Origin of the sequence: Microbacterium phyllosphaerae, from assembly GCF_050628115.1 — a bacterium.
Classification (GTDB): Bacteria; Actinomycetota; Actinomycetes; order Actinomycetales; family Microbacteriaceae; genus Microbacterium; species Microbacterium phyllosphaerae_A.
In genome coordinates this window covers 2,055,318-2,080,607 of the sequence record NZ_CP192502.1, presented here as the reverse complement: position 1 = coordinate 2,080,607, position 25,290 = coordinate 2,055,318, and the positions used below count along the sequence as shown (strand labels likewise).

Here is a 25,290-nt window from a genome sequence, read left to right as displayed (position 1 = left end):
GATGAAGGCACCGTCGAGGAAGGAACCACGATGACCGACACTCCTGCGCCCGTCACTTTCGCGAACTTCGCCCGTATCGAGAGCGCTCGCATGTTCGATGCGATCGCCTCCGCCGCCGGCGGGTCGAATCGATGGAACCACTATCGCGTGCCCACCCCGATCGACCAGCAGACCGTGATCAGGATGAACCGCGACACTCTGTACAGCGCCGCGATCATCGACGTCTCGCGCGGCGCGACCATCACGATCCCCGACGCCGGCGACAGGTACGTCTCGGTGATGCTCGTGAACGAGGATCACTACATCAACCGCGTGCTCCACGACCCCGGCACCCACGAGCTGTCGGCGGAGGACCTCGGATCCGATCACGTCCTCGCAGCGGTGCGCGTGCTGGTGGATTCCGAGGATGCTGACGACGTCGCCGTGGTGAACGCTCTGCAGGACCGGTTCGCGTTGACGTCGGTCGCAGGCGGCGAGTTCCCCGCCCCGGTCTACGACGAGGAGAGCTTCGCCGAGACCAGAGCAGCACTGCTGACGTTGGCGAAGGGACTCGGGGGACTCGACCGGTGCTTCGGTCGTGCCGACGCCGTGGATCCCATCCGCCATCTCCTCGCCGCGGCGTCAGCCTGGGGCGGCCTGCCCGAGTCTGAGGCGTTCTACATCAACGTCGACCCGCGCCTGCCCCTCGGCGAGTACACGCTGCACGTCGGCGATGTGCCCGTCGACGGCTTCTGGTCGGTGTCGCTGTACGACGGCGACGGGTATTTCGCGGCGAACGAGGAGGGGGCGTACAGCGTCAACAGCGTGACCGGGGTGAGGGACTCCGACGGCTCGATCACGATCCGATTCGGCGGTGATCTCGATCTGCCGAACGCGCTGCCGCTCCCTGAGGGGTGGAACTACCTGGTGCGCCTCTACCGTCCAAGACCCGAGGTGATCGACGGCACGTGGTCGTTCCCGAGCCTTCGGGCATCCTGACGCGACGGGTGCCGCCTCGACCTCTTCAGCCGTCGCGGGGTGGCCTGCGCATCTTCTTGACGTCGGTGCGCCGCTTCTTGGCGGTCAATCGCCGCTCCTTCGATCCGCGACTCGGCTTGGTCGCCCGACGCTGAGGAGCCGGTGGGCGCAGCGCCTCGGCGACCAATGCCACGAGTCGTTCACGTGCGGCGTCGCGGTTTCGCAGCTGGGCGCGATGCTCCGATGCGGCGATCGTGAGCACCCCGTTCACGAGGCGACCGCTCAGGCGGTCGACGATGCGGTCGCGCTGGTGCGGCGTGAGCACGATGCTGTTCGCGACATCCCACACGAGCTCCACTCGGGAATCCGCCGTGTTCACACCCTGCCCACCGGGCCCCGACGAGCGCGAGAAACGCCACGTCAGCTCGGACTCGGGGATCGTCAGACCTGATGAGACCCGGAGCCCTGGACGGTGGGATGACGGCATGCATCCATCATCCCTCCCGCCCGGTCAGTCGTCGGCGCGCGCGAGCTCCGTCGGCACGACAGCATCCTCGTCGATCGGCCCGCGCTTCGCGGTGTTCGCGATATGCGCGCGGCCGACGACGATCGCGGCGACGACCATGATCGCCGCACCCACCCAGTACGGAGCCGCGTGGCTGACAAGGACGTAGAGAGCACCCGCGATCAGCGGTGCGACGGTGTTCATCGCCGCGGCGAGCGACTGGGTCGCACCTCCCAACCAGCCCTGCTCGTCGTCGCCGACCGCGTTCGACATCGCTCCGTCGAGCGCGGCCTGCGAGGCGCCCTGGCCGGCGGCGAGCAGAAGCGCACCGACGATGAACACCCATGGCTGCGCGAAGATCGAGGCGACGACCGCGAGGCCGATCAGGCCGATCATCTGTGCGACGATGCCGCTCACGATCACGCCGCGTTCTCCGATGCGCGGCAGCAGGATGCCGAGCAGCACACCCTGGATGACGATGTCGATGATGCCGACCCCTGCCGTGAGCAGACCGATCTGGGTGGGACCCCACTGGATCGAGTCGAGGGCGAGAACGCTGAAGTTGTTGACGAAGAAGCCGAACGGCAGCGCCAGAAGACCGAAGCCGATCATGAGACCCCGGAGTTCCTTGCGGCTGAAGGCGTCCTTGAAGACGGCGAACGGCTGCAGGTCGCGCACGGCGATGCGAGGGATGCGGTTCTCGGGCTTCAGGCTCTCCGGGAGCAGGAAGATGCTGAGGATCGCGATGATCAGCCCGACGGCCGCGGTGAGGAAGACCGGGAGCTGCAGGCTGACAGCGGCGAGGAGACCGCCGATCGCCGGGCCGATCATCATGCCGATCCCCGACAGAGCGCCGAGCAGTCCGAACCGCTGAGCGCGCTTCTCGGGTGGGGTGATGTCGGCGAGATAGGCGAAGAGGGCGGGCAGGTCACCGGCGGTGAGGCCCTGGATGACACGGGCGAGGACGAGCACCCAGATCGCTCCGCCGATGCCGAACAGGGTCATGGCGAACGCGGCGCCGAATGCTGCACCGATGATGACAGGGCGACGGCCGAAGCGATCGGAGAGTCGGCCGAGGAAGGGGGCGACCAGGAAGGCGCAGAGGCCGTTGATCGCTTCGAGCACACCGACCCAGATCGCGAGATCGCCTTCGTGCGACACGTATTGCAGCACGACGAAGGGCAGGACGGGGAGGACGACGGTCATGCCGATGACGGTGAGCATCGTCAGCACGATGAGCATGATCCAGGCACGCTTTTCGCTGCGCGCAGGCGGGTTCATAAGTGAAGTCACTCCGAAACTGTATCAATACCAGTTTTGTTGTCAAGCCGGTTTTGTATCGAATTCGGATATCGTGGAGGCATGACGAACTCTGAGCCGCTCGGACGCCGCGAACGCAAGAAGGCGGCGACGCGCAAGAACATCTCCGACGTGGCGACGATGATGTTCCTCGAGCGGGGCTTCGACAACGTCAGCATCCGCGAGGTGGCGGATGCCGCCGATGTCTCCCCCACGACGGTGTTCGCGCACTTCCCCCAGAAAGAGGCGCTCGTGTTCGATGAGGACGACGAGCAGCGCGATCGCCTCGTCTCGGCCGTCCGAGACCGCGCTGAGGGCGTCACGATCAATCGGGCGATCCGCGACTTCTACACGGTCGAGGTCGGCGCGAACATCGACGAGCACGGCGTGGACGTGTCGCAGGTGTTCTCCCGATTCCTCAACGAGACGCCCGCACTGCGCGAGTACGCCGCCAAGATGTGGCTCCGCCATGAAGACGCACTGTCGGACGCGATCGCAGACGAGCTCGGACTCACCAGGGCCACCCCCGAGATCCGCGTGTACTCGCGTTTCGTCCTGCAGATTCAGCTGCTCGTCAACGCGAGTGACGATCAGCTGGGGACCCTCGCAGCCGGCTTCGCCGTGCTCGAGAACGGCTGGGCTCCGGTCGAGGCGGCCCTCGCGTAGTCGTGTGACCGCAGTGGACGCGACGGCGGGAGTCGAACCCGCAACGCCGTCAGATATGAGCTGAGGCCCGGGACCGCCCGGATCGCCGCGATGGGGATGACGTTACCTCGCCGTGATCCGGAAGACCAGGATCGTTGCGGGGATTGACATAGTGAGTCCGACGATGACGAGAGTCGTCACGCCGCGTCATCCGACTCCGTACGGCCAGCAGTGTACGTTCGCCTCATGGCAGCCGCAGACTCCCCCGCGACGACCCCCCAGAAGACCCACCGCTACCTGCGACTCTCTCTGGTGCTCATAGTCTTCACGCTGCTCGTCAGTGTCGTCGTGCAGAGCATCGTCGTGACGTGGGAGCCGCTCATGTTCGGTTGGCACCCGCTCGCCTCGATCAGCCACACGTTCTACACCGCCGGGCGCGACATCTTCGTCGGAGCGCTGCTCGCGGCATCCGTCGTGCTCCTCGCCCTCTCCGGCCGAAGCCGCGCGACGACCCTCCTCGATGTGTGCGCGGTGTTCGCGCCACTCATCGCGATCGTGCCGACCGGTCTCGCCGACACCCGTGCGGTCGGCCACCTTCCCTGCCCGATCCTGGTGGACTGCATTCCGGCGGAGGACATCGGCACTGCCAAGGCGGGGATCGCCGTCTACGCTGTGGTGGTCGTGGCGGTGGTCATCACGATGGCGGTGATCCGCCACCGCACCCGCACCCGCACGCCGAATCCCTCAGCCCGGCTCGTGTCGATCATCGCGCTCGTGACGGCCGCCGTCATGGTGGCCCTCGCCTTCTGGCCCGCGCTCAATGAGACCTTCCCGTTCAACTTCTGGCCCGTGGCCAGCATCCACTTCGCGGTGACGCTCGTGTTCTTCGGGGTGTTCGCCGCGGTGCCGATCCTCTACGCCGGCGGCCCGCTGGAACCGGGCGAGACCCCGCCCACTCCTCGCCAGCGATCTATCTACCGCTGGATCGCAGGCCTCCTGATCGTCGACCTCCTGCTGCTCGTCGTGGCTCTGCTCTTCCGCCAGACGTTCGGCGAGACCCCGGTCGTGCTCTTCGGCGAGGCGGTCGCCCTGATCCTGTTCGCCCTGTTCTGGTGCGTGCAGACGTTCCAGCGCTGGAATGACCCGAACCCACCCTCGATCGTCGCGCGCCAGTCGCTACCCGCGTGAGCGGGGAGCCGGTGCGTCGAGGGCCCGCAGCAGGCGCTCCAGCGATTCCCTGAGCTCCGCGCGATGCGGCTCGGGGAAGCTCGTCGTGTACTCGACTCCCTCGGGAATCCAGAGCAGCGCATACATCGCCTCCCGCCAGTCCGACCCGCCGAACGGCCAGCGGGTGCGGCCGGCATCCTCGGCCGTCGCCCCCTCCGACCACGGCCCGAACATACCCTCCATGACAGGCAGCGACAGCTCCATCACGGCATCCGCCTCGACCTTCTGCGGAGTCCACGATGCGGCGATCAGCACCCGCTCCTCGATCTCCTCCTCGCTGATCTGGCGACGGGTGAACAGCACTCGCGTGTGCTCGACCGAGACGATGCGGTCGACGCGGAAGGTCCGCCAGTCGTCACGATCGAGGTCCCAGCACAGCAGGAACCACTTGCGTCCGGAGGGAGCGAGGGCGTGCGGCTCGACCCGTCGGATGCTCTCGACACCCGCCCCGTCGACGTACCGCATGCGCAGTCGCTCGTGATCGCGCGTCGCCATCGCGATCTCACCCAGCACCGCCGGTGACACGACCGGCCCGTCACCGATCCGCGGAGGCTGCACGGAGGCGGCGAGCGCGTTCACCCGCTGCCGCAGCGCCGACGGCAGCACCTGCTCGAGCTTGGCGAGTGCGGTGAGGGTGACCTCCGCCCCGCCGACGAGCTGCTGCGTCGCCGCGACGCGCAGCCCGATGGCCATCGTGACGGCCTCGTCGTCGGTGAGCAGCAGCGGCGGCACTGCGCTGCCGGCCTCGAGGCGATAGCCGCCTGCCGCTCCCGGAGTCGACTCGACCCGGTACCCGAGCTCGCGCAGTCGGTCGACGTCGCGGCGCACGGTGCGCTCGGTGACCCCGAGGCGTCCGGCGAGTTCGGTGCCAGGCCAATGCCGGTGCGTCTGCAGCAGGTTGAGCAGTGCGAGAGCGCGAGTCGTGGTGTCGGACATGACTTCAGAGTGCCAGATATTGCGGACAGGATCTGTCCTGGTTCTTTTCTACTCTCGAGTCATGTCGAACGAATCCATCATCGAAACAGAAGGCCTGACCAAGGTCTTCACCGTCAAGAAGACGCCGGTCCATGCAGTCACCGACCTCTCCTTCACCGCGGTCCGAGGCGAACTCGTCGCGTTCCTCGGCCCGAACGGCGCGGGCAAGTCCACGAGCCTGCGGATGCTGACGACACTGATCCCCCCGACCTCCGGCACCGCCAGGGTGGTCGGCCACGACATCCACACGGATGCCGCCGGGGTGCGCGCCCGCATCGGCTATGTCGGCCAGCTCACGAGCGGAAGCTTCTCGCAGCGGGTCCGCGACGAACTGCTGAGCCAGGGCGCGTTCTACGGCATGACCCGACGCGACAGCATCCGTCGCGCCGACGAGCTGATCGAGTCGCTCGACCTCACATCGTTCGCGACCCGCACGGTGCAGCAGCTCAGCGGCGGGCAGAAACGGCGGCTCGACATCGCGCTCGGACTCATGCACGCCCCGCCGCTGATCTTCCTCGACGAGCCGTCGACCGGGCTCGACCCGCAGAGCCGAGCGAACCTCTGGGAGCACATCCTCGACCTCCGCACGCAGCACGGCACGACGGTGTTCCTCACGACGCACTACCTCGAAGAGGCCGACCGCTATGCCGAGCGCGTGATGGTCATGGACAAGGGGCGGATCATCGCCGATGACGACGCGTCGTCACTGAAGGCGACCCTCGCCGGAGACGTGCTCACCTTCGGATTCGCGAGCGAGGCGGATGCGGCGAGCGCTCGCCCCGTCATCGCACGGCTCAGCACGGCCGACGCGACCCTCGACGCCGACTCGGTGTCGCTGGCCGTTCCCGACGGCGATCAGCTGCTGCCGGTGATCGTCCGCGAGCTGGACGCCGCCGGCATCCTCGTCCGTCGGGCGACCGGGGTCCCTCCCACGCTCGACGACGTGTTCCTCGCCCTCACCGGGCGCACGCTGCGCGAAGCAGGAGAGGGCGGCGCCGGTGAATCCGACGCCGCATCAGAAACCGAAGCCGACCCCGGCAGCAGCGAGACCGACAAGACAGGAGTCCTCGCATGACCACCACGAGCCTTCCCCACAACGACACCCTCGTGCGACCGAACCTCGCGCGCGACACGAAGAACGTGCTCACCCGTGAACTCAAGCCCGTGCTGCGCGATCCGTTCACGCTGATCTTCAGCCTGCTGCAGCCGCTCGTCTTCCTGGGGCTGTTCGCGCCGCTGCTGATCGGCGGCTCGGGTCAGCCGGCCGCCGAGACGCTGGCCTGGTTCGTGCCCGGTGTGCTCGTGATGATCGTGCTGTTCGGCACCGGCGCGACGGGGTCGAACCTGCAGTACGAGATGATGACCGGCTCGCACGAGCGCACCCTGGTCGCTCCCCTGGCCCGCTCATCGCTGCTCGTCGGACGGGCGCTCAAGGAGATCGCGCCGATCGTCGTGCAGGCGCTGGTGATCGTGCTGATCGCCTGGCCATTCGGATTCGCGATCGACATCGTGGGGCTACTCATCGGGCTCGCCCTGCTGGCGGTCTTCGGCGTCGGACTCGGCTCGCTGTCATACTCGCTGGCGCTGGCCACGAAAGACCGCGAGTGGCTGTTCTGGGGAGTGCAGCAGTCGCTGATCTTCCCGCTGCTGATCCTGTCGGGCATGCTGCTGCCGCTCGACGACGGCCCCGCGTGGATGCGCGCGGTCGCCGCCGTAAACCCGGTCAACTGGGTCGTGCAGGCTGAACGGGCGCTCTTCGCGGGCGACCTCGGCGATGCGACCGTGCTGTGGGGCTGGGTCTCGGCGCTGGCCGTCGCCGCGATCGGACTCGTCGTCGGAGTGCGGGCCATCCGCCGCAGCAGCTGAGACGACTCGGCATCGGCCCCGCGCCTCCCCACCGGATTCGGGCGGGAGGCGCGGAGCCGGCGTCTCGTTCAGACTTCGAGCGTGGCGACGATCTTGCCTCGACCACCGCCGGACGCGAGATCGGCGAGCGCTGACGGGAGCTGCTCGAACGCGTAGGACTTCGAGACGACGGGCGTGATCACCCCGTCATCCACCAGCGCGGCGAGAGTGCTCAGCTGCTGACCGTCGGCCCGCATGAACAGGAACTCGTAGGTGACCCCGAGGCGCTTCGCCTGGCGCCGGATCTTTCGACTCAGCGCGGCGATGGCGAGACGCACCACGGCGTTGAGTTTCTTGCGCTTCGCGAACGCGGGGTCGGGCGGCCCCGAGATGCCGATCGCGAGGCCGCCCGGCTTCAGCACCCGCAGTGATCTCTCGAGATTCTCCCCGCCGAGGCTGTCGAGTACGAGGTCGTAGTCCGAGAGAACCTCGTCGAAGTTCTCAGCGCGGTAGTCGATCACGACATCAGCGCCGAGACGGCGGACGAAATCGCCGTTGGCCGCGCTCGCGGTCGTGGCCACGGTCGCTCCGAGATGCTTCGCGAGCTGGATCGCGATCGACCCCACGCCACCCGCGCCCGCGTGGATCAGAACCTTCTGACCGGGTTCGACCCGGCCCCGCTCGACCAGCGCCTGCCAGGCTGTGAGCGCTACGAGCGGCAGGGATGCCGCCTCTGCCGCCGTGATGCGCGTCGGCGCGAGAGCGAGATCCGACTCGGCGACGGCGATGCGCTCGGCGAACGCCCCCATGCGGCGCTCGTCGGGTCGGGCGAACACCCGATCCCCTGGGCGGAACGACTCGACGAGTCGGCCGACGCGGATCACGGTGCCGGCGACATCGTTGCCGAGCACGACCGGCAGCGAGTACGGGAGGATCTGCGCGAACTCGCCGAGGCGGATCTTCTCGTCGAGCTGATTGAGGCCGACGGCCTCCACCCGAATCAGGACGTCTCGGTCACCGACGTCGGGTTCAGCGGTCTCCCGCAGCTCGAGCGGCTGCTTGTACTTCGTGAGCACGAATGCGCGCATCATCGTTCCCTCTGTTCTCTCGCCGGCCCGGTCAGCGGGTCGAGGTGCGCAGCTGCGGATAGACCGCGTCGAGCGGCGCGCTGAGCCCCGCCTTGAGCTGCACCGAGATCTCATCCGCGAGCACCTCGTACTCGCCCCGCTCGGTCGCGTCGAGGATCGCCCGCACGAGGTCGGCCGGGTCGGTCTTGGGGTCCGATACGTGCTCGGCCATCGCCGTGTCGACATACCCGACGTGTACGCCGACGACGTGCACTCCCGCGGGTGCCAACTCGAGACGCAGCGAGTTGGTCGCCGACCACAGTGCCGCCTTCGTGGCGCTGTAGATGCCGCCGACCGCGAACCACGCGAGGGCCGAATGGATGTCGATGACCGTGGCTCCGTCGCGGCCCGACAGCAGCGGGGCGTACGCCCGTGTCAGGAACAGCGGGCCGAGGAAGTTGGTCTCGACGTTGCGACGGATCTCGTCGTCCGTATGCGTGAGTATCCCTGCCGTCGGCACGGAGGCGCCCGCGTTGTTGATCAGCACGGTCACGTCGGATGCCACCTCCACGGCGTCGCGGATCGACTGCGCGTCGGTGACGTCGAGCGTCAGAGGAACGACCCGAGCGTCTTCCCACTCGCGCGGCGTGCGGGCGCTGGCGTAGACCTTCGCAGCCCCCCGTTCGAGCGCCTGGTGCACGAACTGGGTGCCGATGCCTCCGTTCGCGCCGGTGACGAGGACGACAGCTCCGTTGAGTGAAGGCATGGACCGCTCTTTCTTCTTTGCGACTTCTTCTTGCGACAATGAGGGGACATCGCTGAGCGTATGCACTAGCGACTCCAGTCATAACCGACTGTACTCAGTTTCTATTCCGAGGGGATCACGCATGTCGAACCAGGCCGCACCTCTCGGGCGCCGCGAGCGGAACAAGCAGCAGAAGCTCGAGAGGATCACGGCGGCCGCAGCCGAGCTCTTCGCCGCCCACGGCATCGACGAGGTCACGACCCAGCAGATCGCCGAGAAGGCGGATGTCGGCACAGGGACGCTCTTTCTCTACGCCAAGACGAAGGGCGAACTGCTTCTGCTCGTGCAGAACGCGCACTACGCCGTGGCGCTGGAGAGCGGACGCACGGCGGCCGCGGCGACGCATGACACTCTCGACGCGACCATGGCCCTTCTCCGCCCGATCATCGAGTGCAATCGGGTGCAGGTCGAGAACGGCCGCACGTACCTCCGCGAGATGGTGTTCGGCAACCCTGCCGACTCGCATCACGCCGAGGCACTGCGGATCGTCGGCGACACCGAGACGGCGCTCACCGGCATCCTGAGCCGCGATCCGCAGATCGACGAGCACCGCGCCCTGACACTCGCCCGCATCGTCTCGGCTGCGATGTTCGTCACGATGGCGGCGAGCGTCAACGCCGAAGCGAGCATCGACGAGATCGCCGACGCTGTCAGGACCCAGGTCGGCGCCCTGCTCGATCGGTGAGACCCGGTGCTCAGCGCCTGATCGAATCGTGGAACGGGTTCGGCTCGAGCGTGAAATCGGTCGACGCGTCCGCCCAGGTGCCGCCGCCGACCGGTGCCCGTCGGTGACGGAGCGCTGCGATCGCCTTCGTCGCGGGAGCCCCGAAGGCGAGGGCAGTCGTACCGCTGAGCGTGCGATCTTCCGCCCCCAGCACGCTCGCGCGGTGCCATGCCTCGTGCATCGCCCCTCCCCGCGCGGCGGGCACCTGCCTGGCAGGCAGCGCGCCCGCCCGGCGCAGCGCGACGAGCTGCTCGACGTGCTCCCACCACGTCGACTCGACCGAGGGATGGAAGTAGTTGTCGCGCAGCCAGTCGGGATGCGGATGCCGGAAGCGCCCGGCCACGACCTCGCTGCGCCCGCCGAGCAGACCGCTGCCGACGAACACCGTGTTCAGCAGGCTCTTGCTCACCCCGAACGAGTCGAGTGCGATCACGGGCACGCCGAGGGCCACCGCCTCGACAGCTGCGGTCGAACTCACGGTCACGAGCCCCGCAGCCGTCGACAGCGCCCGAGCCATGGAGCCGTACGACACCACGAGGTTGTCGGGCAGCCGTGGCGGCAGCAGATCGAGGTACGGATCGCGTTCGAGGTGGGTCTCGGACTCTCCCGGCCGCGAACGCAGCTTCACGACGACACGGCGATGGGGGTCGGCCTCGGCCGCCCGCACGAGGGTCGCCGCGATCTCCGCGCGCTCATCGCGACCGACCGGCACCAGCGCCTGCGCGGCGAACACGATGTCGGTGGCGGGCATCCGCACAGGGCGCTCCTGCTGCGGCTCCGACGGCATGGGCCGTTCGGCGACGAGCGTTCCCGATGTGCCGGCCTGGTCGGCGGCGAGCACTCGCGCACGATCATGCGCGAGCATCCGGGATCTCGACCGGGCGAACGGCAGGGTCGCGAGCGCTGTCGGCACCTGCACCCCGATGCGGCGTCCGAGCTCGGCGAACGCCCGCTCCTCCCGATGCGAGTGCACGACGAGCAGGTCGGCGTGGCGGCGATACTCCAGGGCTCCGCGCTGGGCCGGGATCGCCATGCCGGGGAGCCCGGCCACGACGACCGGGCGACGGGTGAGGCCGTCGATCATCCTGCCCATGAGCCGTACGAACGGACCTCGACCGGCGAGCAGGACGACGTCGGGTCGTTGTCCCTCGAGCCACCCCGCGGCCTGCCCGAAGCTCACCCGGGTGACGTTCTCCGGCAGCATCCCGGTGCCGGTCAGCGCCGTGCGCTGCTGGTCGACGCTGGCCGTCAGGGGCGTCTGCACCAGCAGCAGGTGCGGCCGGATGCCGGGCACGCTGCCGAGCAGCGACGCCGACCACTTCACGAACGAGTCGGCGTCCGCGATCGCGACGACCCGGAGCGCACCCGATCCGCTCATGCCCGGTCCGATCATGCGGAGACGCGACGCAGCTTCGCCATCGGCGCGCGCTCGCCGTCGAACACGCGCTTGACGCCGTCACCGAGCGCCGCCTCGATCACGCGGATGTCGCGCACGAGGTGCTCGAGGCCGGTCGGCTCGAGCGAGGCCGCGTGATCGGAGCCCCACATCGTGCGGTCGAGAGTGATGTGGCGCTCGACCGCGACCGCACCGATCGCAACGGCCGCGAGCGAGATCTGCAGCCCGCGCTCGTGGCCCGAATATCCGACCGGCACCCCGGGGTAGCGGTCGCGCAGCGTGGCGATCGCCCGGAGGTTGGCCTCTTCGGGCTCGAGCGGATACGTCGATGTGGCGTGCATGAGCACGACCCGGTCGGTGCCGAGCGTGGCGAGCGCGCGGTCGATCTGCTCGATCGTCGACATCCCGGTCGAGAGGATGATCGGCTTGCCCGTCTCACGCAGCGCGACGAGCAGCTCGGTGTCGGTGAGGCTGGCCGAGGCGACCTTGTGCGCCACGACGTTGAGGTCTTCGAGGAAGTCGACGCTGGGCACGTCCCACGGGGAGGCGAACCAGTCGAGGCCGAGCATCGTGGCGTGGTCGCCGATCGCGATGTACTCGTCGCGGCCGAACTCGACGCGGCGGCGGTAGTCGAGGTAGCTCATGGTGCCCCACGGGGTCTCGCGAGGGACGTCACGCATGTGCTCGGGGGTCGAGATCTCGGGTGTGCGCTTCTGGAACTTCACGGCGTCGGCACCCGCCTTGGCGGCCACGTCGATCAGACGCTTGGCGATGTCGACGTCGCCGTTGTGATTGAGGCCGATCTCCGCGATGAGATAGGCGGGGTGGCCGCCGCCGATCACGCGTGAGCCGATGCTGACAGTCATGGTTCCTCCGGTCGTCGAAATGGCCTTCTCCCCTGAGTACGCGCCGGGGGTGAACTGCGAGCGACAGGAGGGTTACCGGAGTCGGTCAGGCCGGCAACACCCGTTCGATCAGCTCGCGCACGGCCCCGTGGCCGCCCGTTCTGGTCAGCACGACGCGGGCGGCTTCGAGGACGAGCGGATGCGCGTTCGCGACGGCGATGGGCCAGCCGACGACGCGCAGCGCCGGCAGGTCGTTGACGTCGTTGCCGAGGTACGCGATCTCGGCGAGCGGGATGCCGTTCTCCTCCGCCCATCCGCGAAGCGCCGACTCCTTGTCGTCGATGCCGTGCAGCACCGGCACGCGGAGCTTGTCGGCCCGCGCCCGCACGACGGGATTGACCTCGGTCGACAGGATCAGCATCGGGATGCCGGCACGGCGCAGCAGCGACACCCCCATGCCGTCCTCCCGGCTGACCCGCACGCGTTCGACGCCGTCGGCATCGACGCTCGCGGTGTCATCGGTGTGCACCCCGTCGAAGTCGGTCACGATGGCCCGCACCGGAATCCGCTCGGGCGTCTCGTGCAGGGCGGCGAGGGCACGCGCGATCCGCAGCTGCTGTTCGTCGTCGATCTCGATGGCCGTCCACTCGGGCACCTCGGCGATGCGGATGCGCCCGAAGAAGCGGTGCTTCGCCTCGCGGAAGCCGTCGGCCCGGAACACGTAGAACGCGCCCGTCTCGAGGAAGTGCGGCTCGCGGTCCTGTCGCCGCGGCCGGTGGGCGGCGTCATGATTCAGCGCCACGGCCGCGCCGGCATCCGCCTGCTCCGCGTCGGCGCGACGCCACAGGAACCCATACGTCTCGTGAGCCGAGAACACACTGTCTGCGCTGCCCTCGCGCACCTCACGCACCGCATCGGCGAGCACTCTGCGGGGAATGAACGGCGAGGTCGCCTGCAGAAAGGCCACCACGTCGGCCCCGTCGCCCGACCTGTCGAGTTCGTCGAGCGCGTGCAGGATCGCGCTCTCGGATGACGCCGTGTCACCGGAGATCTCGGCAGGCCGCCGCACGACCCGCGCCCCGGCAGCCGCGCTCACCGCAGCGATCTCGTCGTCGTCCGTCGACACGACCACCAGGTCGACACCGTCGGCTGCCTGCGCACTGCGCACTGCCCGCTCGATCAGCGGTACGCCGCCGACCCGTCGCACGTTCTTGCGAGGCACGCCCTTCGACCCACCCCGTGCGGGGATGATCGCGACCACCCGGGGAGGGGTCTCCTCGTGATTCTCGTGCGACATCGTCGTCGACTCCCTCATCTTCCTCTGAGTGCGCGCCACGCGCGCCCGATCCGTCGCCGCGCACCCAGCGCCGTCAGCCGCAGCTGTTCGACCCGACCGATTCCGCCGGCCGGACGCAGCGCACGGCGCACCGCAGTCTCCGGCGGCGCCCCCGGCAGCCGCAGCTCCGACAACCGCTCAGGAGCGAAGTACCTGTCGCGGTCGGAGGGCCGCATGCTCCTCAGCAGCTCCTCCGCGCGGCCCCGCAGGTGTCCGGCGACGACCGGCTGCATGGCATAGCCGACCGCGTCGATCAGCAGCTGCATCCGTTCGGGCTCCCGATACGGCGAGTCCCGCCTGGTGAGCGCATCGACGATCGTGGCGGGCACGCGGTTGCCGTTCTCGTACGGGGTCAGCCGAGAGAGCACGGCGTCGGCGCCGACCGCCTCGATCTCTCTGCCGAACACCGCCTGCACCGTGGGCAGTGCGGTCGAGAAACCTGCGATGACGGCGCGCGCGTCCATCCGCTCGGCCAGCATCTCCGCAGCGAGCGCGCCGCGGTACTCGTGGAAGACGACGCCGTGCACCGCCGCGTGATCGCGCAGCGCGTCGCTCAGCCGAGGCGGCGCGGCAGGATGCGGCTTGAAGACGATGTGCGCGGGTCTGAGGTCCGCCGCCCGGTCGATCATCCCGGTCTGCAACGCGACCTCCTCGCTCTCGCTCACGAGCCCGAGCGCAGACAGGTACTGGCCGAGGACGAGCACGGTCGGCTCCCCCTCGAGCGTGCTGACGAGATCGGTCGTGTCATCCACCCCCGCTGCTGTCTCGGCGAGCACCGCGCGGAACAGTCCGGCAGAGACGGGCGCCGCCGTCGCGGCGGGAGAACCGACCAGCGGCGTCACCCCCGGCACGACGTCGGCGTGCACCACGCGGCCGATCCGGGCGGTCACCGTGTGGGGCAGACGCACGCGCATGGGCGAATAGGTCATCAGCCCGTCGCCGATGATCGTGAGCCGGGCGTGCGGAAACAACAGCATCAGGGTGCGAGCGGGTGCGACCTGCGGGCTCTGCACCAACACCTCGAGGTCGTTCGCGTCGATGCCCCACGCACGAGTGAAGAGCCTGCGCAGCAGCGGCAGATCGGCGGCCTCGGGCTTCCACGAGCTCGGATGCAACGGGCCGAGCAGCGCGCCCAGGTCCTCGACCCGATCGAACCGATCCCGAAGGCTCGCGAGCGCGGGGTCGGCGAGGATGCCCACCGACGTCTCCGGCACCCGTGACGACACGAACGGCACGAGGATGCGCTCGCCGTGCTCCCCGAGGAGTCCCCCGTCGAGCGCCGCCGCGGCCGTCGCGAGTCCGTAGGCGCTGTGCAGCGCGAAGAGCTGGGTCATGCGGCACGACCGACTGTGCGCAGCAGCGGGGCGAGCACGCGCCGCCGCGGACCGTCGAGTCGCGCCAGCACCGCTGCAGACTCGGTCTCGGGCAGCCGTGCGAGCAGTCCGCGGATGCCCGCGCGCATCTCCGCGCGCAGCGACGGCGTCATCCGCCGCGCCCGCACAAGGTGCCGCGAACTCAGCGCCAGCACCGTCCACACCGCCTTCGGCAGGAAGCGGCCGGCCTCGGCATCCGCTGCCGCGATGTCGAGCACCTCATCCATGGCCCGCACGAAGTCGAGCTGCCGCCGATCGCGCACCTGAGTGAGCGAGGTCGACACCCCTCGGCGATAGAGCAAGGCGGGAGCATCCACCACCGCGAACGAGCGGGCCTGCAGGTGCAGGCGCCAGATCCACGGGCGGTCTTCGGCGGTGAAGAGCCCGGGGGTGAACGTGGCGAGACCGTCATCGATCAGCCGGCGATGCAGGATCCCCGCCCACGCGAAGGGGTAGTCGACCATGGTCGGCTCGTTCTCGGGCAGGATCGCCTCGCGAGGCGAGCCCACGCGCTCGCGCCACGGATACGGGGCCGGCACGAGCGTCCGCACGCCCGCCTTCACGGTCACGTGATCCGTGCGCAGGAAGTCGCAGTCCAGGTCGCGCAGACGACGCGTCAGCAGGTCGAGCCGCTGCGGCTGCATCCAGTCGTCGCCGTCGAGGAAGCAGAAGGCGTCGCCCTCGACATGCGCGAGTCCCTGGTTGCGGGCGCTCGCGAGCCCCTGGGGCTGCGGGTTCTCGATGACGATCGAGTGCGGAAAGCGCTCGGCGAAGCGCCGCATCAGCGTGCCGGTGTCGTCGCGGGATCCGTCGTCGATCGCGACGAGCTTGAGCGCGCCGGGATCGTCGAACTGGCGGGTCAGCGTCTCGAGCGTCGTGCCGATGTACGCGCCCGCGTCCTTCGCGGGCAGGATGACGGTGACGAGCGGTGTGCGCACAGAACTCCCCCGGGTCGACGGTCTCGGCATGGTCGCAGGCGATCGTTGCCGATCGGGGACGTGCGGGTGAACGGGCGGTGACGCGGCCCGATGCGTCCGCTGAGAGCTGGCATGGCGGATTCGCGCCTCGGTCGGCGATCGGCGACGATGGGTCAATGCTCTGGCCGTTCGGAACGACATGGCGCCCGGTGCGGCAGAAGCGCCGCGGCACAGTGGACCTGCGCTGGCTGAGCGCGCGCACATGGACGCGCCGCTGGTACCCGCAGGGCGTCGACCTCGGACTGTGGCACGGTCGTCGCACCCTCGCCGTGAGCTGGTTCCGTCAGCAGCTCGACGGGCACCACCTGGCGTCGCGGGTCGCATTCGTCGACCTCGATCGGTCACGGCACCTCGACGTGCTGCTCGCGGTCGACGAGGACGGCGAGCTGCAGCCCGCGCGGATCCACGCCGGGGGCCTTGCCTGGTTCGACGACCGCCTCTTCGTCGCAGCGACCGGCAAGGGCATCTGGGAGTTCGACCTCGCCCGCATCCACCGCGTCCGAAGCGCAGACGCGCGGCGCCTCGCGGGTGCCGGTGGTCGCGGCATGCGCGCGACCGCACTCGTCGCGGTGCGCACCCGCGTGCATCCCGTCGACATCCGCTGCTCGTACCTCGGCCGTGTGTTCGACGACGACGGCACACCGTTGCGCCGCGTCCTGATCGGCGAGTACACGAAGGACGACCAGGGGCGCGTCGCAGAGTTCTCCCTCCCGGAGTCCGACGACGACGGCTTTCACGAGGAGAGCCGCTTCACTCCCGGCATCCGGCACATGCAGGGCGCGGTGCGCTGGGGCGACCGGCACTTCATCTCGCAGTCCGACCGCATGCATCCCGGCATCCTGTGGAGCGGCGGCCGCGACGCCCTGGTGCGCGACCGGGTGCCTCTTCCGGTCGGATGCGAGGACCTCGCCCTCGATCTCGACGCGAAGCTGCTGTGGTCGCTAGGAGAGCATCCCTGGCATCGGGTGGTGCGGGGCATCCCGTTCGCCGCGCTCGGCCTCGACGGCTGACAGCAGACGCCTCAGGTCGCGAACGTAGACTGTCCGGGTGAAGAACCGTGCACCTTTCCTCGTCTACACCGTGCTCCGACTGCTGGCATTCCTCGTGCCGCTCGCGATCCTGTGGTTCTTCTTCCCGATCTTCCGCGAGTTCTGGTGGCTGGCCGCGATCTTCGCCGCCCTCATCGGCGTCAGCATCTCGATGCTCTTCCTGCGCGCACCGCTGACCGATGCGTCCGCGCGGCTGGTCGAGCGCCGGGGCGGACGCAGCGACGCAGAGCAGGCCGACGCGGATGCCGAGGATCAGGCGATCGACGGATCCGCAGCCGGCGGCACCGCCACCCGCCGCGAAGACTGACTCAGCCGGCGAGCGCCCAGAAGAACGCTCCGGCGTAGAGCAGCGCGGTCAGCGAGGTCAGCGCGAGCGCGATGACCAGCTCCTTCGCCTGGCGGTAGGTCCAGACGATCAGGATCGCCGGGAGCCCCGAGAGCAGCGCCAGCAGGCCGATCCACGCGATCGGGTACAGCAGGGCGATGAAGGCGAGGATGCCGAAGGGCGCCAGCACGAACAGCGTGAACAGCACCTGCGTCGCACGCCTGCCGATCAGGACGGTCAGGGTGCGCTTGCCGACCACACGGTCCTGATCGATGTCGCGCAGGTTGTTGGCGAGCAGCACCGCGCAGGCGAACAGCCCTGCGGCGATGGCTCCGAGCCAGGCCTGCTGCGGCAGCGTGAAGGCCTGCACCCAGGTGGTGCCGAGGGTCGCGACGAGTCCGAAGAAGATGAAGACGAAGACCTCGCCGAGAGCGTTGTATCCGTAGGGGCGCTTGCCCCCGGTGTAGAACCAGGCGGCGACGATGCAGGCCGCGCCGATCGCCAGCATCCACCACTGCTCCGTGCGGATGACGATCGCAATGCCGACAGCCGCGGCGAGGCCGAAGAACACGAGCGCCGCGATGAGCACGGTGCGTGGCTTGACGCGACCCGATGCCGTGAGGCGGGCAGGGCCCACGCGCACAGCATCCGTGCCGCGGATGCCGTCGCTGTAGTCGTTCGCGAAGTTCACGCCGATCTGCAGCAGCACCGCGACCGCGAGGCACGCGAGAGCGATGACCCAGTGGAACTCCGGGCCCGTGCTGCGCGCGGCGCCGGTGCCGATCACGACCGGCGCGATCGCGAGCGGAAGGGTGCGCACTCGAGCGGCGCCGATCCAGTCGCCGAGGGTGACGGGAGCCGCGTCGATGACGGTCTGGGTCGCCGGGTTGCCGCTCGCCCGCTTCGCGGGGTTGCCGCTCACGCGGGTCTGGTTCTTCTTGCGCTTCGAGGATGCTGCCACGCAGGGAATCCTACTGGGGCGCCCGATGGACGCCTGTGCGGTTGTCCCGATGGAGGCCTGTGCGGTTCTCCCGATTGACGCCTGATCGGCTGCGGCTGTCAGTCGCGGCGGAACGTGAGGTGCGTGACGCCGGACTCGGCGACCTCCGACGCGACGTCGTAGCCGTTCTCGATGCCTCGGAGGCCGTCCCAGATGCGCTCCCCGCTGCCCAGGACGAGCGGAGCGACGGCGAGGTGCACCCGGTCGACGAGCCCCGCGCGGAGGAACTGCCTCACGACGTCGATGCCACCGCCGATGCGCACGTCGTCGCTGCCGGCCGCCTCGATCGCGCGCGGCAGGATCTCTTCCGGCGCCGCATCGACGAAATGGAAGACCGTGCCGTTCGCGAACTCGATCGAGTCCCGGCGAGTGTGCGTGAGCACGAAGACCGGCACATGGAACGGCGGCTCGTCGCCCCACCAGCCGCGCCACTCCGGGTCATCCGGGTTCTGGTGCAGCCCGAACATGCCCGCACCCATGATCTCGGCGCCGATGCCTTCGAAGTACGCGTGGGCGTACTTCTCGTCGACCCCCGTCGTGCCGGCACCCGAGTCGTCGCCCAGCACACGGGTGCGGAACGTGCGCGTGGCCGCATACGCCGCGACCAGCCGCGGCCAGTCGTCGCCGAACGGCTTCTCAGGTGTCTGATCGGTGGTGGTCGCGAATCCGTCGAGGGAGATGTTGAGATCGACGCGGACTGCCATGATGCTCTCTCTTCTGCAGGTGCCGGATGATGCGGGTCAGGCGTTCGGGTTGCTGTCCTTGCCGTCGAGCCAGAGCATGTCGGACGCATCGCCGTGCGCACCGCCCTTGCCGACGTGCTTGTCGCTGATCTTCGGCCCCTTGAGGATCACGTGCACCATCGCCTGGGCATGGCCGTGACCGAGGCTGTACTCCTCCTTGAGCCAGTTGAGCACCACCGTCGACTTCGTGGTCTCGTCGAACCCCTGCTCCTTGGCGAGCTCGATGAACTGCCGAGGGGTGAGGCCGGTCTGGGTCTCGACCTTGTCGAGGTATGCCTGGAAGGACATGGATGCTCCTGGGGGGTGTCGGTATGAAGAGGACGATCGTGGGCGAGAGTGCGTCAATCGTCGGAGAGGAACGTCTGGATGATCGTGGTCGACGCATGGATGCCGATGATGCGCAGCATGCCGTCGCCGACGTTCGTGAAGCAGTGTGGCACGAAAGCGGGACCCGTCGCGGTGTCGCCCGCTGCCGCGACGAGCGTCTCGTCGCCGACCGTGATGCGCGCCGTCCCCTCGAGCACCACCCAGGTCTCGGGGTACGGATGCCAGTGCAGCCCGGGCCCCTCGCCCGGCTGGTTCTCGACGTAGAAGTACGAGATCCCTGCACCGTGCTCGGCACCGACGAACCTGCGGCTTCTGCCGGCACCGATGCGGATGTCCGCTGCGGCCACGGCCTCGAGCGTTGAGGAGATGGTGTTCATGAGCCCAGTCTCGACAGAGACGGAGCCTCGCCCTAGAGTTTCGATGTGGATCGAAACATACCTCGCGAGCGTGCGGATGCGCCGGTCGAGGGTGTCGAGCATCCGGGCCACCGAGTCGAGTTCCATCTGAGCCCTGGTGACATCCAGGCGGTGCGGTTCGGCATCTCGCCCGGCCACGAGCTGGCGCATGCAGTGCGCATCCTGCTGCGCCCCGAGCAGCATCCGCTGCAGTGGGGGTGGCTGCGCGCCGTGCGGGATCGGCTGCCACGTGAGAGCTTCCGGCTGCTCGCCGCCGTCATCGGCGATGACGGCTATCTGCCGGACTTCCTCACAGCGACGCCACGGTGGGACATGACTCCGGATGCCGAGCTCGCTGCGCTCCGAGACACTGCCCTCGAGCCGATGCGGGTCGATCTCGGCAAGATGGTGCTCCGCTCGTCCGGGTCCCGTCAGCAGGCACTGCGGGAGATGCAGGAGCACCCGGTTCGAGCGCGCGAGATGATCGCCTCCGCGTGGTCAGAGGTGTGGGATGCCGCTCTCGCGCCGGTGTGGCCCCAGATCGAGCGACTCCTGCGTGCCGATGTCTCGGTGCGAGCGCGCGTCATCGCGACGTCCGGCCTCGCAGGAATGTCAGGAGCTCTGCACTCCACGGTGAGCTGGGGCGACGGAGCCGTGCGGGTCTCGCTGCGCAGACACAGCGAGCAGGTCGACTGCCGCGGGAGCGGGCTCGTGCTCGTCCCCTCGGTCATGTCGTCATGGGGATGCATGGTGCTCACCGAGCCGCCGGCGCAGCCGACGCTCTTCTACCCGGCACGGGGTGTGACCTCGGGGTGGGCGCGCGAGTCCCAGGAGATCGCCGACGCGCTCGGAGCGCTGCTCGGCCATGTCCGCGCAGCGATCCTGCTCGCGGCCGGTGCCGAGCGCACCACATCGCAGGTGGCGCAGGATGCGGGGATCGCCGCGTCCACGGCATCCCACCACCTCACGGTCCTCCGCGATGCCGGGCTCGTCTCGAGCCGACGAGACGGCGCCCGGATGATGCATCTGCGCACGCCTCTCGGCGAGGCGATGGTCGGCGCGCTGCTCTAGCCGCCCGGCGCCCTTGCTACTCGGATGACTCCGGTGCGACGGCGATGATCGGTCGGTGCTCGTAGTAGGTCTGCAGCACGACCGTCGTGCGGGTGCTCACGTTCGCGGCCAGGCGGATGTCGCGGACGAGCTCTTCGAGCGCGCGGGGCGAGGCGACGCGCACGAACAGCATGTAGCTCGCGTCGCCGGCGATCGAGTGGCACGCCTCGATCGCGTCGAGGTGCTCGAGAAGCTCCGGCGCGTTGTCGGGCTGGGCGGGGTCGAGAGGGGTGATCTCGATGAATGCCGAGAGCGGGGTACCGACGAGTTCGGGGTCGAGGATCGCCCGGTATCCGGTGATGACTCCGCGGGTCTCGAGGCGGCGGAGTCGCGACTGCACGGCCGACACCGACAGGCCCACGGCATCCGACAACTGAGAGAGCGTCGCCCGGCCGTCTCGAGAGATCGCGGCCAAGATCGCGCGGTCGACAGAATCATCCATGGATGTAAGATTATCGTCAGGATTCCGTATATGCCGGAATCTTTCCGTCAAACTCTCCGATCGGAGGTCCCGATGTCCATCATTTCCGCCCACAGCACCGCTGTTCAGGCCATCGTCGGCGAACCCGAGGTCGTCGAGGACGCATCGATCGCCGAGCAGAGCGCCGCCTGGGCACAGGTCAAGGACGCCGCCATCGCGATCCGCGAGATGCAGATCAAGGACGGCTCGATCCCGGATGCCGCGCACCACGCCGCCGCCCGTGAGCTCGTCGCCGCGATCACCGCCGGCATCCGCGCTCTCGCCCCCGCCTTCCCGCACGACGCCGAGTACCTCGCCGCCTCCGTGGTCGACTTCGACCGCTGGGTCGCCTCGGACTTCGGCGTGCCGGACTTCCTCGATTCGCTCATGGCCTTCCAGCCGCAGCAGCACCGTGTCGACGGCATCCGTCACCTGGTCGTCTTCCCGATGTACACGCAGAACGGCTCGAGCGATCGACTCGTCGAGGCGCTCATCGTCGAGACGATCTGGCCCGAATTCATCGCCGCCCTCGAGGCCGGCGACTACGGCAACAAGCTGTTCGTCTCGCTGCGCCTGGTCGACTTCACGCCCGGCTACGACACGAACTCGGCCGTGCTGTTCCCCGAGACGGTCGCGATGCGCGAGATCCCGTCGTTCACGTGGGGCGCGATCTTCCAGGACCGCGAGGGCGCCCGCTACCGTCGGGTCACCCGCGCCGCCGCCGCGATCACCAACCTCGACCTGCCGGAGCGCGCGAGCGCGATGCTCGACGACCAGCAGGTGGCCGAGAAGACCTTCGTCATGTGGGACATCATCCACGACCGCACTCACATGCGCGGCGACCTGCCTTTCGACCCGTTCATGATCAAGCAGCGGATGCCGTTCTTCCTCTACTCGCTCGAGGAGATGCGCTGCGACATGACGGCGTTCCGCGAGTCGGTGAAGATCGAGCGGGCCCTCGCTGCCCGCATCGCCGCGGGTGAGGAACTCACCGAGACCGAGCAGGAGACGCACGACTACGCGCACCTCGTGCAGTACGCGGTGATCTTCGACCGGATCTTCCGCTTCTCGATCACCGGCACCCGCACGCGCAACTACGACGCCGTCGGCGGACAGCTGCTCTTCGCCTGGCTGCATCAGCGCGGAGTTCTGCACTGGACCGACACCGCTCTCGCCTTCGACTGGGACAACGTGCCGGATGCCGTCGTGGCTCTGGGCGACGCGATCGACGACCTGTACTGGCACTCGATCGACCGCCCGAAGGTCGCCCACTGGCTCGCCGCGTACGACCTCGTGCGCGGAACGCTCACGCCGCACCCGGCGTCGCAGTGGTCCCGCGGCCTCTCGGACGAGATCCTCGCAGGCGCGCCGAAGGGGTACACGGATGCGGTGATGGACGACGAGTTCCCGCTGTCGATGTTCTTCGAGACCCTCGACAAGAAGATGAAAGCGGTCATCGAGTCGACCGTCGGCATCCGGGGCACCGACGACTGACTCGAATGAACGCGCAGCGCGCGCATGCGACATGCGGCGCTGGGGCGCATACTTCTGCGGCCAGAACCACTTATTGCGGATCACTCCGCCGGTTCTGGCCGCAGAAGCGTCTTCCATCCGCGAAAGTGAGTGACATGAGCAATCACCTGGACTCCGCCACGACGGATCTCTCCGGACGCACCGTGCTGCTGGCGGGAGCGACGAGCGCGGCCGGCCTCGCCGTGACGCGCGCGCTGCACGCCGCCGGCGCACACATCATCGCGACCGGCCGCTCGTCCGAGCGCTTGCAGGAGCTGGCGGATGCCGGTGCGCAGGTGGAGCTTGCCGATGCGACTTCGCTCGACGAGATGACCGCGCTTGCCACACGGATCGAGAGTGTGGATGCCGTCGTGCCGCTGGTCGGCGGATGGCGCGGTGGCGGAGGACTCGCCGGACAGACCGATGCCGACTTCGCCGCCCTCCTTCCCGCCCTCGAGGCGGTCAGGGCGACCAGCCGCGCGTTCGACAGCGCGCTGCGCGCATCGGATGCCGGTCGCTTCGCGATCGTCTCGTCGACCGCCGTCGGTCGCCCTCTCGCGGGTGGCGCGAACTATGCGGCGGTGAAGGCGGCGAGCGAGGCGTGGACGCGGGCGGTGGCGCAGGGCTTCGCGAAGGCCGCGCGGGATTCCGGGGAGCCGCTGCGCGCGGCATCCGTCGTCTTCCGTGCGAAGGCCCTCGATCCGACATCCCTCGCGTCCCGAGCGCTGGCGCTCTGGGACACCGACGCCGCCGACCTCAACGACCAGATCATCACGCTCGACTGACGGCGTCGGTCGCGACAGAGCGCACCGCTCGCAGTCAGCGTCGAGCCTCCGGTATATCGGGTGGTAGACCGCGCAACGGCGGTGGTGAGTCCACGAGCCGTCGCTCGACGCTGTGCGCATCGACATCAACCGCGGCATCGGTATCAATCGCGGCATCGGCTTCAGCCGCGGCATCAGCATCGGAGTGCCGGTCGGGGCCTGTATCCGCACCCGCGGCCTGTTCTGTCGCATCGGTCTCGCCGGCGTTGTCGCCGGCGTTCTCGTCTGCGCCCTCGCCGTTCGGATCCTGCTCCGGCGCGTTCGCGTAGAGCTCCGTGAGCTTGCGGTACGACTTCGTGAAGAACGCCAGTGTTCCCGCGATCACCATGATGATGCCGGCGAAGAGGCAGATCAGGGCGATGCCCCTGGCCTCTCCCTCACCGAGCAGCCACTCCCACTGCTGCTGACCGGTGTCGGTCCTCATATACGGGATGATCAGGAACTCGGCGATCGGCGCGATCAGGAACGCCGTGATCGGTGCGGCCGCGGCCTCCATCGCGGCGGCCACTCCGAACACCCGGCCCTGCCGGTCATAGCGGACGACCTTCTGGATGATCGTCTGCTCGGCTGCCTCGACAGGGGGCACGAGTGCCATGTAGATCCACATGCCGATCACGTACAGCGGCCACCATTCGCGCAGCATGAACACCGACCCGAGCAACCCCATCGCGATCACGACGAGCAGCAACGTGCGCATGGGCTTCGCGCCGAGCCCGAACTTCGCGACCAGGCCACCGCCGATCAGGAAGCCCGTCGAGGCGAACGCGAGAGCGAACCCCCACATCTGGGCATCGAACAGGGTGAGGCCGTAGGGATCCATCAACGCCATGTAGACGCCGCCGATGAGGTTGTTGAAGGTCGAGAAGATGATGAGCGCGAAGAGCCCAGGTGCGAGCCGGATGGCCTTCACGCTGCCGCGGAAGTCGAGCGCGCTCGTGGCATCGGGGTCGGGCTTCGGGGCACCCTCGGGGATGCGGATGAAGAGCAGGTGCACGAAAGTGAGCACCATGGCACCGATGGCGATCGCGAGCGTCCACCCCATGCCGAGGAACCCGATCGACAGGCCGGAGAACACGCTCGTCACGAGGAACGCGAGGCCCTGCACGGTGCCGACGAGGCCGTTGGCGTTGGCCCGGCGGTCTTCGGGCACGAGAAGGGTGACGGTGGTGGAGAGCGCGATGTTTCGCAACTGCTCGATGACGCCGCCGAAAAGGATGACGGCCGAGAACACCCAGAACCACGGGCCGCCGAGGTCGAGCAGCGCCGCTTCGGGCTGCCAGACGTAGAGCGCTCCGGCGACCAGGAAGGCGACGGCCGAGATGACGCTTGAGAGCAGCATCACCGTGTGCTTGCGGTTGCGGTCGACGATCGTGCCGAAGATCATCGCGAAGAAGGCGATGAACAGCATGTACGCGCCGCCGATGACGCCGGTCGCCAGCACCGACTGCGTCTCGATGTAGACCCAGAACGTGAGAGCGAACCACAGGAAGCTCGTCGTCACGTTCGCGATGAGCGTGTTGACGAGGACGTTGGCGAAGGCGGTCTTCGCTGCGGTGCGCTCCATGAATT

The 25,290-nt window shown here is 68.6% G+C and carries 27 protein-coding genes and 1 pseudogene; 11 read left to right on the top strand and 17 right to left on the bottom strand.

Annotated elements, in window-relative coordinates:
- Nucleotides 1–30 precede the first annotated feature (30 nt).
- On the top strand, nt 31–978 hold the full coding sequence (locus ACQ4LY_RS09720; protein WP_431070994.1) for a DUF1214 domain-containing protein: 948 nt from the start codon (nt 31–33) through the stop codon (nt 976–978).
- 25 nt (nt 979–1,003) lie between these two features.
- On the opposite strand, the gene arfB is transcribed toward ACQ4LY_RS09720, so the two are convergent.
- Together arfB and ACQ4LY_RS09710 are read right to left on the bottom strand one after the other, a co-directional pair.
- Nucleotides 1,004–1,444, bottom strand: coding sequence for an alternative ribosome rescue aminoacyl-tRNA hydrolase ArfB (gene arfB, locus ACQ4LY_RS09715; RefSeq protein ID WP_431070992.1), 441 nt, complete (start codon nt 1,442–1,444; stop codon nt 1,004–1,006).
- Between the two features lie 24 nt (nt 1,445–1,468).
- A complete protein-coding gene (locus tag ACQ4LY_RS09710) occupies nt 1,469–2,755 on the bottom strand; it encodes an MFS transporter (protein ID WP_431070990.1) in 1,287 nt (428 codons plus the stop codon).
- A 69-nt stretch (nt 2,756–2,824) separates the two neighbouring features.
- Between ACQ4LY_RS09710 and ACQ4LY_RS09705 the strand changes: the two genes are divergently transcribed.
- Nucleotides 2,825–3,427 carry a TetR/AcrR family transcriptional regulator gene (locus tag ACQ4LY_RS09705; protein WP_431070988.1) on the top strand — a complete coding sequence of 201 codons (603 nt, stop codon included), beginning with the start codon at nt 2,825–2,827 and terminating at the stop codon, nt 3,425–3,427.
- 14 nt (nt 3,428–3,441) lie between these two features.
- On the opposite strand, the pseudogene ACQ4LY_RS09700 reads toward ACQ4LY_RS09705, so the two are convergent.
- Nucleotides 3,442–3,517, bottom strand: a pseudogene (locus tag ACQ4LY_RS09700).
- A gap of 135 nt (nt 3,518–3,652) precedes the next feature.
- Between ACQ4LY_RS09700 and ACQ4LY_RS09695 the strand changes: the two are divergent.
- The gene (locus ACQ4LY_RS09695) at nt 3,653–4,594 is read left to right on the top strand and encodes a hypothetical protein (RefSeq protein WP_431070986.1); all 942 of its coding nucleotides are present in this window, start codon (nt 3,653–3,655) and stop codon (nt 4,592–4,594) included.
- On the opposite strand, the gene ACQ4LY_RS09690 is transcribed toward ACQ4LY_RS09695, so the two are convergent.
- Nucleotides 4,583–5,569 (bottom strand): helix-turn-helix transcriptional regulator, encoded by a 987-nt coding sequence (locus ACQ4LY_RS09690; protein ID WP_431070984.1) that lies wholly within the window; start codon nt 5,567–5,569, stop codon nt 4,583–4,585. The two genes, ACQ4LY_RS09695 and ACQ4LY_RS09690, sit on opposite strands and share 12 nt — an antisense overlap.
- A 61-nt stretch (nt 5,570–5,630) precedes the next feature.
- Between ACQ4LY_RS09690 and ACQ4LY_RS09685 the strand changes: the two genes are divergently transcribed.
- A complete protein-coding gene (locus tag ACQ4LY_RS09685; protein WP_431070982.1) occupies nt 5,631–6,683 on the top strand; it encodes an ATP-binding cassette domain-containing protein in 1,053 nt (350 codons plus the stop codon).
- Nucleotides 6,680–7,474, top strand: coding sequence for an ABC transporter permease (locus ACQ4LY_RS09680; protein ID WP_431070980.1), 795 nt, complete (start codon nt 6,680–6,682; stop codon nt 7,472–7,474). Before ACQ4LY_RS09685 ends, ACQ4LY_RS09680 begins: the two co-directional genes overlap by 4 nt.
- A 68-nt stretch (nt 7,475–7,542) precedes the next feature.
- Here ACQ4LY_RS09680 and ACQ4LY_RS09675 read toward each other — a convergent pair whose 3' ends face one another.
- Together ACQ4LY_RS09675 and ACQ4LY_RS09670 are read right to left on the bottom strand one after the other, a co-directional pair.
- Nucleotides 7,543–8,541, bottom strand: a complete 999-nt coding sequence (locus ACQ4LY_RS09675) for an NADP-dependent oxidoreductase (protein ID WP_431075665.1) — start codon at nt 8,539–8,541, stop codon at nt 7,543–7,545.
- 31 nt (nt 8,542–8,572) lie between these two features.
- Nucleotides 8,573–9,286 (bottom strand): SDR family oxidoreductase, encoded by a 714-nt coding sequence (locus ACQ4LY_RS09670; RefSeq protein ID WP_431070978.1) that lies wholly within the window; start codon nt 9,284–9,286, stop codon nt 8,573–8,575.
- A gap of 121 nt (nt 9,287–9,407) precedes the next feature.
- On the opposite strand from ACQ4LY_RS09670, the gene ACQ4LY_RS09665 reads away from it, so the two are divergent.
- Nucleotides 9,408–10,010 (top strand): TetR/AcrR family transcriptional regulator, encoded by a 603-nt coding sequence (locus tag ACQ4LY_RS09665; protein WP_431070976.1) that lies wholly within the window; start codon nt 9,408–9,410, stop codon nt 10,008–10,010.
- 10 nt (nt 10,011–10,020) lie between these two features.
- On the opposite strand, the gene ACQ4LY_RS09660 is transcribed toward ACQ4LY_RS09665, so the two are convergent.
- The 5 genes from ACQ4LY_RS09660 to ACQ4LY_RS09640 form a co-directional block, all read right to left on the bottom strand.
- On the bottom strand, nt 10,021–11,442 hold the full coding sequence (locus ACQ4LY_RS09660) for a DUF6716 putative glycosyltransferase (RefSeq protein ID WP_431070974.1): 1,422 nt from the start codon (nt 11,440–11,442) through the stop codon (nt 10,021–10,023).
- A complete protein-coding gene (locus ACQ4LY_RS09655) occupies nt 11,439–12,311 on the bottom strand; it encodes an N-acetylneuraminate synthase family protein (protein ID WP_431070972.1) in 873 nt (290 codons plus the stop codon). The genes ACQ4LY_RS09660 and ACQ4LY_RS09655 overlap by 4 nt, the downstream gene beginning before the upstream one ends.
- An 85-nt stretch (nt 12,312–12,396) precedes the next feature.
- Entirely contained in the window at nt 12,397–13,587 is a 1,191-nt protein-coding gene (locus ACQ4LY_RS09650) for a cytidylyltransferase domain-containing protein (RefSeq protein ID WP_431070970.1), read from the bottom strand.
- A 14-nt stretch (nt 13,588–13,601) separates the two neighbouring features.
- Nucleotides 13,602–14,960, bottom strand: coding sequence for a polysialyltransferase family glycosyltransferase (locus tag ACQ4LY_RS09645; protein WP_431070968.1), 1,359 nt, complete (start codon nt 14,958–14,960; stop codon nt 13,602–13,604).
- The gene (locus ACQ4LY_RS09640; protein ID WP_431070966.1) at nt 14,957–15,967 is read right to left on the bottom strand and encodes a glycosyltransferase family 2 protein; all 1,011 of its coding nucleotides are present in this window, start codon (nt 15,965–15,967) and stop codon (nt 14,957–14,959) included. The genes ACQ4LY_RS09645 and ACQ4LY_RS09640 overlap by 4 nt, the downstream gene beginning before the upstream one ends.
- Nucleotides 15,968–16,092: 125 nt before the next feature.
- On the opposite strand from ACQ4LY_RS09640, the gene ACQ4LY_RS09635 reads away from it, so the two are divergent.
- A complete protein-coding gene (locus ACQ4LY_RS09635) occupies nt 16,093–16,986 on the top strand; it encodes a hypothetical protein (protein ID WP_431070964.1) in 894 nt (297 codons plus the stop codon).
- 37 nt (nt 16,987–17,023) lie between these two features.
- Nucleotides 17,024–17,332 carry a DUF4229 domain-containing protein gene (locus ACQ4LY_RS09630; protein WP_431070962.1) on the top strand — a complete coding sequence of 103 codons (309 nt, stop codon included), beginning with the start codon at nt 17,024–17,026 and terminating at the stop codon, nt 17,330–17,332.
- A 1-nt stretch (nt 17,333) separates the two neighbouring features.
- On the opposite strand, the gene ACQ4LY_RS09625 is transcribed toward ACQ4LY_RS09630, so the two are convergent.
- The 4 genes from ACQ4LY_RS09625 to ACQ4LY_RS09610 all read right to left on the bottom strand — a co-directional run bounded on the left by ACQ4LY_RS09625 (nt 17,334) and on the right by ACQ4LY_RS09610 (nt 19,797).
- Nucleotides 17,334–18,311 (bottom strand): 1,4-dihydroxy-2-naphthoate polyprenyltransferase, encoded by a 978-nt coding sequence (locus ACQ4LY_RS09625; protein WP_431070960.1) that lies wholly within the window; start codon nt 18,309–18,311, stop codon nt 17,334–17,336.
- 98 nt (nt 18,312–18,409) lie between these two features.
- Nucleotides 18,410–19,057 carry a dihydrofolate reductase family protein gene (locus ACQ4LY_RS09620; protein ID WP_431075664.1) on the bottom strand — a complete coding sequence of 216 codons (648 nt, stop codon included), beginning with the start codon at nt 19,055–19,057 and terminating at the stop codon, nt 18,410–18,412.
- A 33-nt stretch (nt 19,058–19,090) separates the two neighbouring features.
- Complete coding sequence (locus tag ACQ4LY_RS09615; protein WP_431070958.1) at nt 19,091–19,381, bottom strand: DUF4287 domain-containing protein; 291 nt, start codon at nt 19,379–19,381, stop codon at nt 19,091–19,093.
- Between the two features lie 53 nt (nt 19,382–19,434).
- Nucleotides 19,435–19,797, bottom strand: a complete 363-nt coding sequence (locus ACQ4LY_RS09610; protein ID WP_431070956.1) for a cupin domain-containing protein — start codon at nt 19,795–19,797, stop codon at nt 19,435–19,437.
- Nucleotides 19,798–19,842: 45 nt separating this feature from the next.
- Between ACQ4LY_RS09610 and ACQ4LY_RS09605 the strand changes: the two genes are divergently transcribed.
- Nucleotides 19,843–20,886: a DUF5937 family protein gene (locus ACQ4LY_RS09605; RefSeq protein ID WP_431070954.1), complete on the top strand. Its 1,044-nt coding sequence runs from the start codon at nt 19,843–19,845 to the stop codon at nt 20,884–20,886.
- Nucleotides 20,887–20,902: 16 nt separating this feature from the next.
- Here the strand turns inward: ACQ4LY_RS09605 and ACQ4LY_RS09600 are convergent, their stop codons facing one another.
- Nucleotides 20,903–21,367, bottom strand: coding sequence for an Lrp/AsnC family transcriptional regulator (locus tag ACQ4LY_RS09600; protein ID WP_056514350.1), 465 nt, complete (start codon nt 21,365–21,367; stop codon nt 20,903–20,905).
- A 72-nt stretch (nt 21,368–21,439) separates the two neighbouring features.
- Here ACQ4LY_RS09600 and ACQ4LY_RS09595 point away from each other — a divergent pair, with 72 nt between their 5' ends.
- Both ACQ4LY_RS09595 and ACQ4LY_RS09590 read left to right on the top strand, forming a co-directional pair.
- Nucleotides 21,440–22,879 (top strand): DUF6421 family protein, encoded by a 1,440-nt coding sequence (locus ACQ4LY_RS09595; RefSeq protein ID WP_431070951.1) that lies wholly within the window; start codon nt 21,440–21,442, stop codon nt 22,877–22,879.
- A gap of 134 nt (nt 22,880–23,013) precedes the next feature.
- Nucleotides 23,014–23,682 carry an SDR family NAD(P)-dependent oxidoreductase gene (locus ACQ4LY_RS09590; RefSeq protein ID WP_431070949.1) on the top strand — a complete coding sequence of 223 codons (669 nt, stop codon included), beginning with the start codon at nt 23,014–23,016 and terminating at the stop codon, nt 23,680–23,682.
- A 34-nt stretch (nt 23,683–23,716) separates the two neighbouring features.
- On the opposite strand, the gene ACQ4LY_RS09585 is transcribed toward ACQ4LY_RS09590, so the two are convergent.
- A complete protein-coding gene (locus ACQ4LY_RS09585; RefSeq protein ID WP_431070947.1) occupies nt 23,717–25,285 on the bottom strand; it encodes an MFS transporter in 1,569 nt (522 codons plus the stop codon).
- Between the last annotated feature and the right edge of the window lie 5 nt (nt 25,286–25,290).